A 16,885-nucleotide genomic window follows, 5' to 3' on the forward strand; every position below is an offset into this window, starting at 1 on the left:
GAGAGGGTTGGGGTGAGGGGCTGTCTCCGCACGAACGCCAGCAGTGAGCTTGCGGAGACTTCCCCTCACCCGGAACGCATCTTGCGATGCGTTCCGACCTCTCCCCGCAAGCGGGGCGAGGTGAAGCGGACGCTCCGCCATGACCGAACGCGAAGGGATGCATGATGCCGGTCTATGAATATCTCTGTGACGATTGCGGTCCGTTCAAGGACCTTCGCCCGATGGTGGAATGCGACGATCCGCAAAGCTGTCCGCATTGCGAGGCGATGGCGCCGCGGGTGATCCTGACGGCACCGAATTTCTTCTGCATGCCGGCGGAAAAGCGCAAGGCGCACGCCGTCAACGAGCGCAGCACGCACGCGCCGCAGACGCTCGCGCAATACAAAGCCTCGCACGGTCCCGGCTGCGGCTGCTGCTCCACGGGCAAGACGGTCAAGGACAAGGGCACGGCGGACAAGAACAAGCCCGCGCGGCTGATGACCAAGAGCAAGAGCGGCGCCAAGGGTTTTCCCACCGCGCGCCCCTGGATGATCAGCCACTGACGCCACGCGCCAACATCAAACAAGTAAATTACAGGAGCGTCCAAAATGCTTCACGGTGACATTTCCAGCAGCAACGACACCGTCGGCGTCGCAGTGGTCAACTACAAGATGCCCCGCCTTCACACCAAGGCAGAGGTGCTCGACAACGCCCGCAAGATCGCCGACATGGTGGTGGGCATGAAGGTCGGCCTGCCCGGCATGGACCTCGTGATCTTCCCCGAATATTCCACCCAGGGGATCATGTACGACTCCAAGGAGATGTATGAGACCGCTTCGGCGGTGCCCGGTGAAGAGACCGCGATCTTTGCCGAGGCCTGCCGCAAGGCGAAAGTGTGGGGCGTGTTCTCGCTGACCGGCGAGCGTCACGAGGAGCACCCGCACAAGGCGCCCTACAACACCTTGATCCTGATGAACGACAAGGGCGAGATCGTCCAGAAGTACCGCAAGATCATGCCGTGGGTGCCGATCGAGGGCTGGTATCCCGGCAACTGCACCTACGTCTCCGACGGCCCGAAAGGCCTCAAGGTCAGCCTGATCATCTGCGACGACGGCAACTACCCGGAAATCTGGCGTGACTGCGCCATGAAGGGCGCCGAGCTGATCGTGCGCTGCCAGGGCTACATGTATCCGGCCAAGGAGCAGCAGGTCCTGATCTCCAAGGCCATGGCATGGGCCAACAATGTCTATGTCGCGGTCGCCAATGCCGCCGGCTTCGACGGCGTCTATTCCTATTTCGGCCACTCCGCGATCATCGGCTTCGATGGCCGCACACTCGGCGAGTGCGGCGAAGAGGATTACGGCATCCAGTACGCCCAGCTGTCGAAACATCTGATCCGCGATGCGCGCCGCAATGGCCAGTCGCAGAACCATCTCTACAAGCTGGTCCACCGCGGCTACACCGGCATGATCAATTCCGGCGACAGCCCGCGCGGCATTGCGGCGTGTCCGTATGATTTCTACAAGAATTGGATCGCCGATCCCGAAGGCACGCGCGACATGGTCGAGGCGATGACCCGCTCGACGCCGGGGACCGACGAGTGTCCCATCGACGGCATTCCGAACGAGGCGGGGGCGTCGAATTACTAGCCATCGCCGGCGGCACAGGTTGAGCTCGATGCCTGGATGATCGGCCATGGATGTGAATGGCCGTCCATAAGCGCCGACGTTCCGAGAGGTCTGCGCATGCGCGGAATGGGAATAGTGCCCCGGCAAACCGTGGCGCGGTTGCAACATGGACGGTTGAATCTGTTCAGGTTGCTTTGCCATTGGCGGATTCTCGACGCATACCGGTTCTACCGATCATCCTCATGGCCTAAGTTCCGCGCGGTGCCGCCAGGAGCGCCGTCCGTGAGGGGAAGAGTGTGGAAGTTTGGTTGCGATCGAGCGGGCCGGGTTGCTCGCACCTGAGCACTGTCGCAATTCGCACGGCATTCTGGGTCGGCCTCACCTTGGGGGCATCTGCCGCCATGACCTCCGCCGGAGCGCAGCAATTCTTCAACGGATCGCAGACCACGCCGAACGGTGCCGTCAATGGCGGCGGCGGCGTGTGGGACACGACCACCACCAACTGGACGGATATGTCCGGTTCGACCAGCACCGCTTACGATCCGTCGTCATCCGGCACAATGTTCGGCAGCGGCGGTCCCTCGACGCCGGCCACAGGCGGCACGGTGACGGTAACGCCAGGCGGCGTGCAGCTCACCAGTCTCGTGGGCTTCGATCTCACCGGTGATGGTTCGATCTATACCATCCAGGGCGGCGACCTCAGGCTGGCCCCGGGCGGCACCACGTTCGTCACCAACGATGTCACGGGCAGCGGCGCCCCCTCGGCCGCGATTGCTTCCCGCGTCACGGGCAGCGGCGGCATCTCCGTGCAGGGGCCCGGCATCCTGGCCCTGCTCGGCGCCAACACCTATACCGGCAACACGTTCATCTGCAACTGCGGCTCGCTGCAGCTTGGCGATGCGACCCATACCGCCAGCATCATCGGCGCCGTCACCAACGAGGGCCTGTTCAAGATCGTCAATGCCGACACGTCGGGCATCACGTCGCTGCTCAACGACTTCTCCGGCACGACGACGTTTCTCAACGCGACCTCCGCGAGCGCGATGGTGATCACCAACAGAGGTCAGTTGTATTTCGGCGATCTGGCCGGCGGCGGGTCCGATACCGCGACGGCTGGCCGGGCGACCATCATCAATGATGGCGGTTTGACCAGCTTCTTTGGCCGCACCAACGCGGGCACGGCCAGTATCACCAACCAGAATGGTGGCGGCGTCGCGTTCCTCGAGCAATCTTCGGCCGGCTCGGCGACCATCGTGAACAATGATCTCAGCGGGACTGTGTTTGGTACGCTGAGTGGATCCGACACCGCGACCGCGGGCAACGCGACGATCGTCAACGAGTTCGGCGGCCGGACCAATTTCGGCGCGTTCACCACGGCCGGCAATGCCACCATCATCACCAGGGACGGTGGCAAGACCGAGTTCTTCGACAATTCCACCGGCGGCAATGCGCGGTTCGTCACCACCGGGACAGGCATCGTCGATTTCGGGGTCAGCGTTGGTCCCAACAGTGACGGCCGCATCACGGCCGGCTCGATCGAGGGCAGCGGCTTCTACTATATCGGCGGTGGCAACACCCTCGTCGTCGGTGGCAACAACCGCTCGACCGAGGTTAGCGGTGTCATCGGCGACTACGATCCCTGTAGTTGCGGTCCCGCCGGTCCGGGCTCGCTGGAAAAGGTCGGCAGCGGCACGCTGATCCTCTCAGGCACGAACACCTATACCGGCACCACCACGGTCAATGGCGGCATCCTGCAGGTCGATGGCAATATCTCGCAATCGAGCTTGACCACCGTGAACGCGGGCGGCGCGCTGTTCGGCGCCGGAATCGTCGGCAACACCGTTATCGCCAGCGGTGGCATCTATGCGCCTGGTGACGGTGGCCCCGGCTCGAGCATGCTGGTTCTGGGTGACCTCGCCTTGCAGTCCGGTGCGCTGTACCTCGTGCAGGTCGGCAGCGGAACCACCGCGAGTTTTGCAAACGTTGTTGGCAACGTTACCCTGAATGGCACCGTCGGCGTCTCGCTCTATGCCGGCAGCACCATATTGCCCCACTACAAGATCATGCAGTTTTCCGGCTCGGCTACCGACAACTTTGCCGGCGTTGCCGCGCCCGGTGGTCTCATCGGCACGACCAACGTGGATCCTGGTGGCACCGTCTATCTCAATTTCACGCTCGATTATGGCGCGAAATACGCGCTCAACATCAATCAGAAGAACGTCGCCACGACGCTTCAGAACTTCTTCAACGCCAATGGTTTCCTGCAAGCCGAACTTGCGGGCCTCGGCCCCAACGGCCTGACGCAGGCCTCCGGCGAGTCGGCGACAGGTTCGCAGCAGACGACATTCAACGCGATGAATCTGTTCCTCGGCCTGCTGACCGAAATCTACGGCTCGGGGCGCAGCGGCGCTTCAGGTGCGACGCCATATGCCGATGATGCGAGCGCAAGTGCTTATGCCGCGGCCGGCAAGACCCCGCGTGACAAGAGCGCGCGCGACGCGCTCGCCTCGATCTATCGCAAGGCACCTGCCGCGACTTTCGAGCAGCGCTGGGACGTGTGGGCGGCCGGCTACGGCGGCTCCCAGACGACCGACGGCAATGCCGGCCTCGGCTCGAACAGCACCACCAGCAGCGTCTACGGCACCGCCGTCGGACTCGACTACCGTTTCTCGCCGTCGACCATCGCCGGTTTCGCGCTTGCCGGCGGCGCTACCAGCTTCGGTGTCAACGGCCTCGGCTGGGGCCGCTCCGATCTGTTCCAGGCCGGCGCTTTCGTGCGTCATACCGCCGGACCTGCCTATATCACGGCTGCGCTGGCCTATGGCTGGCAGGATGTGACCACCAATCGCGTCGTCACCGCCGCCGGGTTCGACCAGCTGCGCGCCCAGTTCAATACCAACGCGTTTTCGGGCCGTGTCGAGGGTGGCTATCGCCACGCGATGTCATGGATCGGCGTCACGCCTTATGCGGCTCTCCAGGCCACCATGTTCAGCCTTCCGAGCTATTCGGAGTTCGCTGTGGCCGGCAGCAACGTCTTCGCCCTCAACTACACCGCCAAGGACGTGACCAGCACCCGCACCGAGCTCGGCCTGCGCGCGGACAGGACATTTGCCGCTGCCGGCGGCCTGATGATCCTGCGCGGCCGCGTCGCCTGGGCGCATGACTACAATCCGGATCGTACCGTCGGTGCGGTGTTTCAGACCCTGCCTGGATCGGCTTTCGTCGTGAATGGCGCCGCGCAGGCGCGCGATTCCGCACTGACCACGGCGTCGGTGCAGGTGAACTGGATGAACGGCTGGTCTGCGTCGGCAACCTTCGAGGGCGAGTTTTCGAACGTCACCCGGTCCTACGCCGGCAAGGGCCTCGTGCGCTACGCGTGGTAGGCGCGGCTTATCCTCCCCTCCAGGGGAGGATGAGGAAGAACGTCACTGCTTCTTCTGCGTAGGCTTGCGCGGTGGCCGCGGCGCCACGGGCGTGCCGGCCATCTTGTTGGCGGTCTCGCTGACGTCGAGCAGCGAACGGCGAATGTCCTCGATGTAGCTCGCCGACTTCTTCCTCATGGTGTCGGTCAGCTCGCGCAGCCCCTGTATCTTCTCGAACAGCTCGTCGGCCTTGCCGTCGACGAAGCCGGGCACCACGCCCTCGATCTTCGTGACCGCCTTGTCGAACCCCGCAAAGGCGCTGTCGACCTTGGCCATGACGGAATCGATTTCGCCGCCCTTGCTCCTGAGGTCGGCGCTATAGTTCTCGAATGTGCGAAGCCCTTCCTTGATCGCGGGGGCATTGCTCACGATCGTGCGGTCGACACTGTGCAGGGTGTCGACGATGGATTCGGCGTCGCTGAGATCGGCGGTCAGCACGGGAACGCCGTCCACATCCAGCGGCACCGGCGGCGCGGAAGGCGCCCCCCCGATCAGCGAGATCGCGGCGACGCCGGTCAGGCCCTGGAATTCGATGCCCGCGACGGTGTCCTTGCGGATCGGCGCGGTGTTGTCGAGCATCACTAGCGCCACGACCTTGCGAGGATTGTCCAGCTTGATCGACAGGATCTGGCCGGCGGGCACGCCGTCGAAATTGACCGGCCCGCCGCGGCGCAGGCCGCTGGCGGAACCGCCTTCGAACACCACGCGCAACTGGCTGCGACTCTGGATGGTGCGCCATTTCTGTACGCCGAGCAGGCCGCCGAACGCCACGGCGATCACCGCCAGCGTCGCCGTTCCGATCACCAGATTGCTCGCGCGTGCCATAAGCCTGAGTCTAGGGCCAAAGCGGGGAAGTTGGAAGGAGCCCGGATGCTGCTCCGGCCGCAATGGTACGTAGGGCGGGTTAGCGAAGCGTAACCCGCCACTGCTCTCCGCATTCGCCGTGCAAAATGGCGGATTACGCGGAGCCTGTCATCGGGCCGCGCATAGCGCGGACCCGGTGGCTAATCCGCCCTGCGCGACTACGGCTCTCAATGCCCGGCCGCACGCTTTGCCGCAGCATTGTTCAGTACGATCAGGGCATCGACGGCGACACCCGTCCTGGTGTTGATCAGGAACGGATTGATGTCGATCGAGGCGATCCGGTCGCCGGCATCCGCGATCAGGTTGGACAGGCCGACCAGCGCCTTCACCGCGGAGGCCTCGTGCAAGGCCGGCTTGCCGCGATAGCCGCGCATCTTGATGCCGGCCTTGGTGCGACCGATCAGGAGCCGCGCCTCGGCCTCGTCCAGCGGCGCGCCGGCGAGCGCGACGTCCTTCATCAGCTCGATGTCGATGCCGCCGGTGCCGAACAGCACGACCGGACCCATCTCGGCGTCGAGCGAGGCACCGACCACGAGTTCGAGGTCGGCCTTGACCTGCTGCGCGATCAGGATGCCGTCGAGCCTCGGCTTGCCCTTCAGCCTCTTCACCCGCGCGGTGATGTCGACGAACGCCTTCCTCACCTCGGCCGCATTGTTCAAGTTCAGCACCACGCCGCCGATGTCGGACTTGTGCAGGATCTCGGCGCTGACGACCTTTGCCACGACCGGGAAGCCGATCTGTTTCGCGATCTTCACGGCTTCCACCGCCGTCTGTGCGATCGCTTCCTTCGAGATCGGGATGCCATACGCCTTCAGGAGCTTCTTCGAGGCGACTTCGTCGAGCGCGGCGCCGTTCGCCGATGTCAGCGCCTTTTCGAGCTCGGCACGCGCGGCGGGTTTCGAGCTCGAGACGATGTCGGGGACTTCCTTGCGCAGCTTCGCATAGGCGAGCAGCGACTTGATCGCGGTCACCGCGCGATCCATGCCCTGCATGACCGCGAGATGCGGCAGCGATTTGCGCAAGCTCTTGGTGAACTCGGTGAAGCCGATCGACATCGCGCTGATGTAGATCACGGGCTTTGAGGCCCGGCTCGCCATCTCGTCGACGATGCGCAGGTTGCGCTCGCGCAGCTCGTGCGGCGCCTTTGGGAGCTCGGCATCGACGATGACGATGTCGATATCGGGGTCGTCGATCATCAGCTTGATCGACTTCATGTAGACGGAGGGGTCGACGACCGCGGCAAAGCCGGCGTCGAGCGGGTTGCCGACGATCGATCCGGGCCCGAGCATTTTCGCCAGCTCCGAGCTGACATGCGGGCTGAGCGGCGCGAAGTTCAAACCCTCGGCGTAGAACGCGTCGATCAGCATGCCGCGCTTGCCGCCGGACAGCGTGACCGCGGCGAGCCGGTCGCCTTTGGGCACGGCGGCGTGGACGAAGCATTCGGTGGTCTCGATCAACTCGTCGAGCCCGCCGACCCGGATGACACCTTCACGCGTTGCGATGGCGTCGAACGTCTCGATCGAGCCTGCGAGTGCGCCGGTGTGCGCCATCGCCGCGGCGCGGCCGCCCTCGGATGCGCCGAGCTTGAGCGCGATCACGGGCTTGCTCGCTGCGCGCGCCGCCTTGCAGGCATCGCGAAAGGCCTTGGTGTTGCGCACGCCCTCGAGGTAGACGACGATCACCTTGATGCTCGGATCCTCCGCGAAATAACGCATCAGGTCCGGCGTCTCGAGCCCGGCCTCGTTGCCGGTCGTGACCATGTAGCCGACACCGACGCCACGATCCTCCAGTGCCTGGCGGATCGCCATGACGATGGCGCCGGATTGCCCGGCGATCGCCACCGCGCCCTGCTCCATGGTGACGACACGGTCGTCGATATTGGTGAAGAGCTTTTCGCCGGCGCTTAAGTTGCCGAGGCAATTCGGGCCGGTGACGGCGAGGCCCGTCTCGCGCACCGCCGCTTGCAGTTCGGCGGCGAGCTTCTGGCTCTCGTCATCCTGCAATTCGCTGAAGCCGGAGGTGACGATGGTGGCCGAGCGCGCACCGGCCGCCGCGGCATCGCGGATCACCTGCACGGCGAAGCGCGCAGGCACCAGCACCAGGACATGATCGGGCTTTTCCGGAAGGCTCGCAAAGTCCTTGTAGCAGGGCACACCCCAGATCGTCTCGCGCTTGGCGTTGACCGGATAGAGCCCGCCCTCGAAGCCGTATTTGACCAGATTATTCCAGATGCGCTCGGCATAATTGCCGGGCTTGTCGGTCGCGCCCACCAGCACGATGTTGTGCGGGTGCAGCATGGCATGGATGCCCTTCACGATGTCGCTGGCGTCGGGCGATGGAGACCATGGGCGGGAAGAGAAGGATGCAGCAGACACCTGGGCTTCCATGGCGCAATCCTCAATTTTTATTGTTGTTGCAGCGCGTCGTTCTGTTCGATGGCGGGTTCTGGCGAGGCAATCACGAAGGACGCAATGCCGCCAGACGGAATGGGCAGGGCTTCATGCAGGAAGGCTAGCATCACCCGACTTTGGGCGAAAGTGCGAACGGCTTGCCGACGCGGCAGCCAGCGATCGTCGAGATGGCGCTCGTTCGATCGATGGCATCGACAGGAAGCATCCCGCAGGATGGAGATGGATGAGGGAACCTATTCGTCGGCGCCGATCAAGATCGCGTGCAAGATGTAGCGTTCGGGGCCCGACGTAACGGCGTCGAACGGCCAGCAGGTTGTGAGCACGAGCTCGAAACCCAGCGTCGCGGGATCGATGCCCGACGCGTCGAAACGGACCACGGCCGATGAACCCGCACGATAGCGGAAATGCTTGCCGTCGCGGCGGGTGATCTCGATCACGTCACCCATGGCAACATTCCGCAGGAAACGGAAATGTGTATCGCGATGGGCGGCATAAACGGCAACGCCGCGCTCGCCGGCATCGACCGTTTGCTGGATGTGGCCGGGTCCGAAAGCAAGTGCCTGGCCGCTCGCGCCCTCCAGCACAATGGCGCTGGCACCGATCCGCTTCACCTCGATCCTGGCGACCGGCCAGGTGTCGGCCCATGACCATGGCTTGACCGCCTGGCCCGTCGCAACGCTTCTGTCGAATGCGCGCTCCAAGAGCACCTGCGCGAGCCAGGCCTTGGCGTGGATGTAGGCGCCGTCGCCGAACAGGATGAGGCCGATCAGCGCGAGAACCAGGGGAGAGATGAGGCGGGGCATTCTATCCACGATCGTCATTGCGAGCGAAGCGAAGCAATCCAGATTCTTTCCGCGGAGGCAGTCTGGATTGCTTCGCTGCGCTCGCAATGACAGTAGGAAAAAGGCGCGCGCGGCCGTTGGGTAGGGGACGGGCGGCCGCGCGCGCTAACAGAGGAGTTCGGGGGGCTCCTCTCTCAAGCGGCGTCGGTGAGCAAGGGCCGACGCCGGTTGAACACGAACAGGATCAGGGCGAGCACGATCAGGATCAGACCTGCGATCATCTTCAGCTCGGCCGAGGTGGCGGTCTTGGGCAGGCGGATCGCATCGGGTGCGGCGGGTGTCGGCCGCCTCGCCGCCGGCTGGTTGCGCGCATCGGCATGACGTTCGCGCAGCTGCGTCGGTACCTGCTGCGGCCGTTCGCCGAAGATCTTCTCGAAATCCCAGCCGGCCGGCAGGTTGACCGGCAATTCGCTGAGCTTGAGCGGCGTGCCTTCGGGACGGCTCGGCGTCTTGTCGACCGCGACGAGGCTGGTGAGCCGCGTGACGATCTGATGGTCGAGCGCCAGTGCCAGGATCGCCTTGTCGGCCTCTTCCGGCGTCATCTCGCGCATCGTGCGCGCCACTTCGGCATCGCCGATCTTGCGCTTGGCCCAGAGTTTTGACAGGCCCTTGCCTTCGGCGGCATTTTGCAATGGCAGCGTCACCGACCACGGACGGTCGCCCACGCGTCCCTTGATCTCGAGCGAGCCTGCGAGCTTGTCGAGCCTGGCCGCCAGCACCAGGGGCTCGTCGCGATAGACGTCGGGAATGATCGCCGGCGTAACGTCGGCCGTGGCTTCGGAGAACTTTGCGCTGAGACCGGTCACTGCGGGATTTTCCAGCTTGGCGAACAGGCCGCGCATGCGCTCCTCGACCTGCTCGACGGAGCCGATATGGGTGAAGGCGCCGCGGCCGAGCTCGGAAGCGCGCGTCATCAGATGGGTGTTGGGCGCGGACCCGATGCCGACCATGAACACGCGCGAGCGGCCGCGCATCGCGGTGATCGTCTCGAACAATTGCTGCTCGTTACCGATCGCGCCGTCGGTCAGGAACACGACCTGACGAACCATGCTGGTGTCGCTGAGCTTGTCGGTCAGCGCAGCCCGCATCGCCGGCACCATCTCGGTGCCGCCACGTGCCTGCAACGCGCTGACGAACGAGGTCGCTTCGCCGACATGCGCGGCGTCCGCCGGCACGGAGGCCGGAAACAGCACGTCCATGGTATCGTCGAAGCGGATGACGTTGAAGCGGTCGGCCGGCTGGAGGCGACCGAGTGCGTAGAGCAGGCTCGCCTTGGCCTGGACCATCGAGGTGCCGCCCATCGAGCCGGAATTGTCGATCACGAACACGACCTCGCGCGGCAGCGGCTTCTGCGTCGCCTGCTCGGCGCTGGGGGGCGTGACGAAGGCGAGCAGGTAATCGGCATCGCCGACATGTTCGCGGAACAGGCCGACCGACGGTGCTTTCTGGGCCGCCGGCTTCCACGTCAGTTCGAAATCGCGGTCGGCGGGCACCGCGCCGTCGGCGAGCGTGACGATGCGCGTCGCGTTGTCCGGGCTCTCGGTCTTGACGGTGTGATGGTGGCTCTTGACCTCGCCGAGCGCAAAGCCGGCCTTCAGATGCACCGTGATGCTGGTCGGGTTAACGGGTGCATTCTTGGCGGGATCCAGCACCGTCGGGGAAATACGGTCGGGCACGGGATCGGACGTGGCGCCCCAGCCGGAGCCGTCGTTGCGGAAGTCGACACTCTGCACGATCGGCGCCGGATTGTAGCGCGGCGCGACCACCAGCGGCACGCGCAGCGAATATTCGTTACCGGATTGATGCACGGGCTCTTGATATTCGATCTGCACCAGCACGGTTTCGCCGGGACCGATATTGGCAACCGAGTTGGTGAAGATGTTGGGCCGCTCCTGCTCGGTCAGCGCGGCCTTCTGGCCGGCGCTGCGCGCCTGTTCGTAGATCACGCGCGCCTGCTGCCGCTCCTTGATGTCGCCGACGATGACGCGGTCGCCGACCACCATCTTCATCGTATCGACGGCGCCATTGGTCGCGAGCGGGTAGACATAGGTGGCCTCGACCCAGTCCTTGGTCGGATTGCGAAACGCCTGGGTGACGCGTGTGCGCAGCGTCGGGCCTGATACCGTGATATCGACATCGATGCCGAGACGGATCGCTTCGGTGTAGGCGCCATCTTCCTTCAGGAGGAGGGTGCCGGACCTGGCATCGCCGGGCTGGAGCAGGCTGGCCTGTTCGGCCGTTGCCGACCAACTCGTCCCGAAGCTCACCAGCAGGGCCACGAAGGCGACCAGCATCACCGCGATGCCCTGCGCGAGAAGGAACAATCCGAGCTTGATCAGCCGGCCCAGCAGGGGGTGCTCGTCGTGGTCGGCTGTGTCGTAGGTGTTCATTTGGCCTGCTCCCGAAGGATGTTTGCTGGCTCTCAGCATCCGCCGGGAGGGCCCGATTTCGCGAGCAGAATGATCGGCAATGTTCCGCCGCAGCCGGCCCGGGCGGGCCGCGGCCGGGTGGCCATGTGCGGTTTTGTGCTGGTTTGTCCGCCCTGCTAGAATGGTGCTCCAAAGGCAGGGTTGACGATGCAGATGCAGGCCGACAAGCAGCTTTCGGACGAGCAGAGCCGCGAGATCGCGGAGACCATTCGCGAGGAGCTCGCCAGACGCCGGATCTCCCGGCAGGCGCTGGCCGAACAGGCCAAGCTCAGCCTGTCGACGCTGGAGAAGGTGCTCGGCGGGCGCCGGCCGTTCACGCTGGCGACGACGGTCCGGCTGGAGCAGGCGCTGGGCGTATCGTTGCGCAAGAGCGCCATCGTCGTGACGCCTCCGGCCGCAAACGACGTCGCGCCCGACAGCCTCGGCTCCTATGCGCATCGCGCGGTGACCTGGCTCGAGGATGCCTACATCACGCTACGGCCGTCATTCGGCGACAAGAACGCGATCTTCGCCTACCGCACCGAGATCGTATGGGAGCCGAAAGTCTCGTCGCTGGTCTTCCGCGAGGGCGATCGGACCGATGCCGCCTATGAGCACACCGGCGAGGTCGCGGTGCCGCATCAGTCCGGCTTCATCTATCTCGTCATCATCAAGCACGGCCAGCACCGCGTGATCACGGTATCACGGCCGACGGTCGCCGGCGAGATGTACGGCATCATCTCGACGCTCCGCGCCGGTCCCGGCTCCCAGCTGACGCCGATCGCAGCGCCGATCGCCTATGTGCCGCTCAGGAATGTTCCGAAGCCGTCTTTGGGACGGGTTGCGCCTGATGATGCCAACTATGAGCTGTATCGAAAACACCTGCGCCGCACGGTGGAAGAGCCGTTCGCACTATTCCTGCCGGCATAGGTTCACCCTGGAGATCCGCGGATAAAGAGATGGCGGCCTCGTGGCCGCCATCTGCCATGCACGGACAGTTCGCCAAGAGCTAGCCGCTCGGCTCCGCGCTGATGATGGGGCCGAACAGTTCCCACTGGCCGTTCTTGAACCGCCACATCTTGAGCTGCTCGATCGGCGCGAAGTCGGTCGGCGAGGTGTTGATCTTGATTCCCGGGATCAGCGTATCAGGAGCGAAGTCCTTCAGGCTGGCGGCCTGCTTCATCACGTTCTCGCGGGTGAGATTGTCGCCCGCCTGCTTCAGCACCTGCACCATCGTCTGGGCCGCGGCATAGCCGTAGACCAGATTGGCGTCCGAGATGTTCGCGCCGGGCATGTATTTGTCGATGAAGGCCATGAACTTCTTCATGCCCTCGTCGTCTTTCCACTGCGGATCCGACGCGTCCTTCAGATAGCCGGCCGACAGCACGCCCTCGGAGGCTTCGAGGCCGGCGGGCTTCATCACCGCGCCGATGGACACCGAAACGTCCGTCATCAGGTGCATCGGCTTCCATTCCAGCTCTGCGATCTTCTTGATGGCTTGCGCCGCGAATTTCGGGGTCGAGATGTTCACGAAGACATCCGCGCCGGTGCCCTTGAGCTTGACGATGTGCGAATCGATCGATGGCTCCGAGGTCTCGTAGCTCTCTTCGGCCACGATCAGCTTCGATGCCTTGTCGCCGAACACGTCCTTGATGCCGGCGACGTAGTCCTTGCCGAAATCGTCATTGGCATAGAAGATCGCTACCTTCGCGTCCGGTTTCTCCTTCAGGATGTACTTGGCGAAGATCCGCGCCTCGACGCGATAGCTCGGCTGGAAACCCATGGTCCACGGGAAATTTTGCGGGTCGTTCCACTTGCTGGCGCCGGTGGCGAGGAAGAGCTGCGGGATCTTCTTGGCGTTGTGATATTTCTGCACGGCGGTCTGGGTCGGCGTGCCGAGCGCGTTGAACACCAGGAACACTTCGTCGCTCTCGATCAGCTTGCGGACCTGCTCCACGGTCTTCGGCGGCGAATAGCCGTCGTCATAGGAGATCCAGTTGATCTTGCGGCCGTTGATGCCGCCCTGATCGTTGATCATCTTGAAATAGGCCTCTTCGGTCTTGCCGATCACGCCGTAGGCGGAGGCGGGACCGGAATAGGCCTCGACATTGCCGATCCTGATTTCGGTGTCGGAGGCGCCGGTATCGTATTTCTTCTGCGCATGGGCGCCCTGGACCGAAAGCAATGTCAGGGCCGCTGCCGCGGCGAGCAGGGAGAGTTTCTTGTTCTTCATGGAAATTCCTTGGGTTTCTTGTGGTCTGGGGCAGGCACTTCAAAAAAGAAAAGCGCCCGCAAGGGCGCTTCGATCAGGCGTTGGCGGCTTTCCTGTCGATTTCGGAGGCCGCCGAAAACTCCTTGCGCAAGGTCGGCTTGTGGATCTTGCCCGTGGCGTTGCGCGGCAGCGCGTCGACGAAGCGAATTTGGCGTGGGCATTTGAAGCGCGCGAGATTGGCCGCGCAATGTGCGAAGACGTCGGTCTCCGTCAGCCTTTGTCCCGGCTTGACCGCGACGATGGCAAGGCCCACCTCCCCCCATTGCGGATCGGGAATGCCGATGACGGCGGCTTCGGCGATCGCGCCAAGCTGGTGCAGGACGTTCTCGACCTCGGCCGGATAGACGTTCTCGCCGCCGGAAATGTACATGTCCTTCCAGCGGTCGACGATGTAGTAGAAGCCTTCCTCGTCGACGCGCGTTGCATCGCCGGTGTGCAGCCAGCGGTCGGTAAAGGAGGATTTGTTCGCCTCCGGCCTGTTCCAGTAGCCGGGCGTGATGTTCGGTCCCTTGACCCAGAGCTCGCCAAGCTCGCCGACATCGGCGTCGCTGCCGTCGGGCCGCACGATCCGCACCTCCGTGTGCAGCACCGGCTTGCCGGCGGAGCCGGCCTTGCGCGCCGCATCCTCGCGGTCGAGCACCAGCACGGCCGGCGAGGTCTCGGTCATGCCGTAGCCCTGCTGGAGCGCGACGCCGCGCGCCTCCCAGACCTTCAGCAGCGGCACCGGCATCGGCGCGCCGCCGACACCGCCGACGATCAGCCGGGTCAGGTCAGTCGTCGCGAAGGCGGGATGCTGCGCCATGAACTGGTAGATCGCGGGGACGCCGAAGAACACGTTGATGCCCTGCGCGGAATCGTTGATCAGGCCGAGCGCCGTGCCGGGATCGAAGGCCCGCATGATCATCACGGAGCCGCCGGCATGCAGCACCGGATTGGTGTAGCAATTCAGCCCGCCGGTATGGAACAGCGGCAGCACGGTGAGCAGCACCGAGGACGGCCCGATGCAGGCGGGGCCGCCGAGATTGACGCAATTCCAGAACGTCATGCCGTGGGTGATGGTCGCGCCCTTCGGATGACCTGTGGTGCCTGACGTGTACATGATGGTCGAGACGTCATCGAGCGTGACCTCCTCGATCCGGTCGAGCGGCTTTGCGGCGGCGATGCCGGCCTCGTAGGCGCCGCCGGGACCGAGCAGCAGGCTGGTCGCGACATTGCAGAGTTTGGCAACGCTCAGCGCGGTCTCGGCGAGGTCGGCATCATGGATCATCACCTTCGGCGCACAGTCGGCGGTGATGAACTGGAGCTCGGGAACGGTAAGGCGGGTGTTCAGCGGCACGAAGATCGCCCCTAGCCGCCCGCAGGCGAACTGCACCTCCAGCGTATCGGTCGTGTTCAGCGCCAGCACCGCGACGCGGTCGCCGCGCGAGACCTTCAGCGTGTGGCGCAGGAAGGAGGCGAGACGCGAGACTCTCGCATCCATCTGCGAATAGGTGAAGCGGCGCTCGCTCGCGAGGTCGATGACCGCGACCTTGCCGGGCGTGCGGCGGCCATGATGGGCGATCCAGTCGTAGTAACGTACGGCCAAAAGTTCCTCCTTCGGCGGTCTTGTGCCGCCTGCGCCCCTATTGCCGTGCACCATGCCCGGCGTGGCCCTGGGGCCAGCCGGAGTTTGTGCACCACGTCTTTTTTTGATTTGGAGTTGGCGCGCGAGGGGCGAAAATCGTCTTGCGTTGAGTTGCTAGGTAATGACCTGCTGAATGGCCTTCCCAGGTCAGCCACTCCGCGCAAGTGAGCTGCCCAGGTTCCAGCCATGGTGCATGAGACGAATCCGTCCGCGAGGCGAGAGTGCGATGAAGAGCCCGTTCTATACCGCCGAGCACGACGCCTTCCGCGAAATGATGCGTCGCTTCGTCGAGAAGGAGATCACGCCGTTCGCCCATGAATGGGACGAGGCCGGCGAATTTCCCCGCGCGCTCTATCGCAAGGCGGCGGAGATCGGGCTGTTGGGGCTGGGATTCCCCGAGGAATATGGCGGCATTGCCGCCGACCAGTTCATGAAGATCGTGGCGAGCCAGGAACTGGCGCGGGCCGGCGCCGGCGGCGTCAGCGCCAGCCTGATGAGCCATACCATCGGCTCGCCGCCGATTGCGCGTGCGGCGCGGCCGGAGGTGAAGGCGCGCGTGCTGCCGCAGGTGCTGGCAGGCGAGAAGATCTCCGCGCTCGCGATCACCGAGCCGGGCGGCGGTTCTGATGTCGCGGGCCTCCGCACCAGGGCGCGGCGGGATGGCGATCACTACGTCGTGAGCGGCGAGAAGACCTTCATCACCTCGGGCGTGCGCGCCGACTATCTGACCGTTGCGGTGCGTACCGGCGGCGAGGGTGCCGGCGGCGTCAGCCTGCTCCTGATCGATGGCGACACGCCCGGCCTGTCGCGCACGAAATTGAAGAAGATGGGCTGGTGGGCTTCCGACACCGCGACGCTGCATTTCGACGACTGCCGCGTGCCGGCCGAAAATCTGATCGGCGAGGAGGGTCAGGGCTTCAAGATCATCATGCAGAATTTCAACAGCGAGCGCATGGGCATGGCGGCGAGCTGCACCGCGTTTGCGCGCGTCTGCCTCGACGAGGCGACCGCCTATGCCAAGGAGCGCAAGACCTTCGGCAAGCCGCTCGCCCAGCACCAGGTCATCAGGCACAAGATCGTCGACATGGCGCAGAAGGTGGCGGCGTCGCAGGCGATGCTGGAGATGCTGGCCTGGCGTCTGGAGCAGGGCGAAAGTCCGGTCGCCGAAATCTGCATGATGAAGAACCAGGCAACGCAGACCATGGCGTTCTGCGCCTCGGAAGCCGTGCAGATCTTTGGCGGCGCCGGCTTCATGCGCGGCATCAAGGCCGAGCGCATCTACCGCGAGGTCAAGGTCAACGCCATCGGCGGCGGCACCGAGGAGATCATGAAGGATCTGGCCTCGAGGCAGATGGGGCTGTGATGCACGGTGTCATTCCGGGGCGCGCGCAAGGCGCGCGAGCCCGGAATCCATCGGGCTCCAGACCCCGCAGAG

Annotated in this window: 11 protein-coding genes; 5 read left to right on the plus strand and 6 right to left on the minus strand. The window is 64.5% G+C overall.

Annotated elements, in window-relative coordinates; all coding sequences use genetic code 11:
* Positions 1–164: 164 nt before the first annotated feature.
* From A3M7_RS0100795 to A3M7_RS0100805, 3 genes are all read left to right on the plus strand, one after another.
* Positions 165–542, plus strand: coding sequence for a zinc ribbon domain-containing protein (locus A3M7_RS0100795; RefSeq protein ID WP_027542199.1), 378 nt, complete (start codon positions 165–167; stop codon positions 540–542).
* Between the two features lie 45 nt (positions 543–587).
* The gene (locus A3M7_RS0100800) at positions 588–1,628 is read left to right on the plus strand and encodes an aliphatic amidase (protein WP_027542200.1); all 1,041 of its coding nucleotides are present in this window, start codon (positions 588–590) and stop codon (positions 1,626–1,628) included.
* 380 nt (positions 1,629–2,008) lie between these two features.
* Positions 2,009–4,990 (plus strand): autotransporter domain-containing protein, encoded by a 2,982-nt coding sequence (locus tag A3M7_RS0100805; RefSeq protein ID WP_156936800.1) that lies wholly within the window; start codon positions 2,009–2,011, stop codon positions 4,988–4,990.
* A gap of 42 nt (positions 4,991–5,032) precedes the next feature.
* On the opposite strand, the gene A3M7_RS0100810 is transcribed toward A3M7_RS0100805, so the two are convergent.
* The 4 genes from A3M7_RS0100810 to A3M7_RS0100835 all read right to left on the minus strand — a co-directional run bounded on the left by A3M7_RS0100810 (position 5,033) and on the right by A3M7_RS0100835 (position 11,536).
* On the minus strand, positions 5,033–5,854 hold the full coding sequence (locus A3M7_RS0100810) for an MlaD family protein (protein WP_027542202.1): 822 nt from the start codon (positions 5,852–5,854) through the stop codon (positions 5,033–5,035).
* A gap of 206 nt (positions 5,855–6,060) precedes the next feature.
* Positions 6,061–8,280 carry an acetate--CoA ligase family protein gene (locus A3M7_RS0100815; RefSeq protein ID WP_027542203.1) on the minus strand — a complete coding sequence of 740 codons (2,220 nt, stop codon included), beginning with the start codon at positions 8,278–8,280 and terminating at the stop codon, positions 6,061–6,063.
* Between the two features lie 257 nt (positions 8,281–8,537).
* Complete coding sequence (locus tag A3M7_RS0100830) at positions 8,538–9,107, minus strand: class GN sortase (protein ID WP_027542204.1); 570 nt, start codon at positions 9,105–9,107, stop codon at positions 8,538–8,540.
* Positions 9,108–9,280: 173 nt separating this feature from the next.
* Entirely contained in the window at positions 9,281–11,536 is a 2,256-nt protein-coding gene (locus A3M7_RS0100835) for a marine proteobacterial sortase target protein (RefSeq protein ID WP_027542205.1), read from the minus strand.
* A 186-nt stretch (positions 11,537–11,722) separates the two neighbouring features.
* Between A3M7_RS0100835 and A3M7_RS0100840 the strand changes: the two genes are divergently transcribed.
* Positions 11,723–12,484 (plus strand): helix-turn-helix transcriptional regulator, encoded by a 762-nt coding sequence (locus tag A3M7_RS0100840; protein WP_027542206.1) that lies wholly within the window; start codon positions 11,723–11,725, stop codon positions 12,482–12,484.
* 79 nt (positions 12,485–12,563) lie between these two features.
* Here A3M7_RS0100840 and A3M7_RS0100845 read toward each other — a convergent pair whose 3' ends face one another.
* Positions 12,564–13,787 carry an ABC transporter substrate-binding protein gene (locus A3M7_RS0100845; protein WP_027542207.1) on the minus strand — a complete coding sequence of 408 codons (1,224 nt, stop codon included), beginning with the start codon at positions 13,785–13,787 and terminating at the stop codon, positions 12,564–12,566.
* Positions 13,788–13,860: 73 nt separating this feature from the next.
* Positions 13,861–15,411 (minus strand): long-chain fatty acid--CoA ligase, encoded by a 1,551-nt coding sequence (locus tag A3M7_RS0100850; RefSeq protein WP_027542208.1) that lies wholly within the window; start codon positions 15,409–15,411, stop codon positions 13,861–13,863.
* A gap of 265 nt (positions 15,412–15,676) precedes the next feature.
* Here A3M7_RS0100850 and A3M7_RS0100855 point away from each other — a divergent pair, with 265 nt between their 5' ends.
* Complete coding sequence (locus A3M7_RS0100855) at positions 15,677–16,813, plus strand: acyl-CoA dehydrogenase family protein (protein WP_027542209.1); 1,137 nt, start codon at positions 15,677–15,679, stop codon at positions 16,811–16,813.
* Positions 16,814–16,885: the final 72 nt, after the last annotated feature.

This window comes from Bradyrhizobium sp. WSM2254 (assembly GCF_000472645.1).
Classification (GTDB): Bacteria; Pseudomonadota; Alphaproteobacteria; order Rhizobiales; family Xanthobacteraceae; genus Bradyrhizobium; species Bradyrhizobium niftali.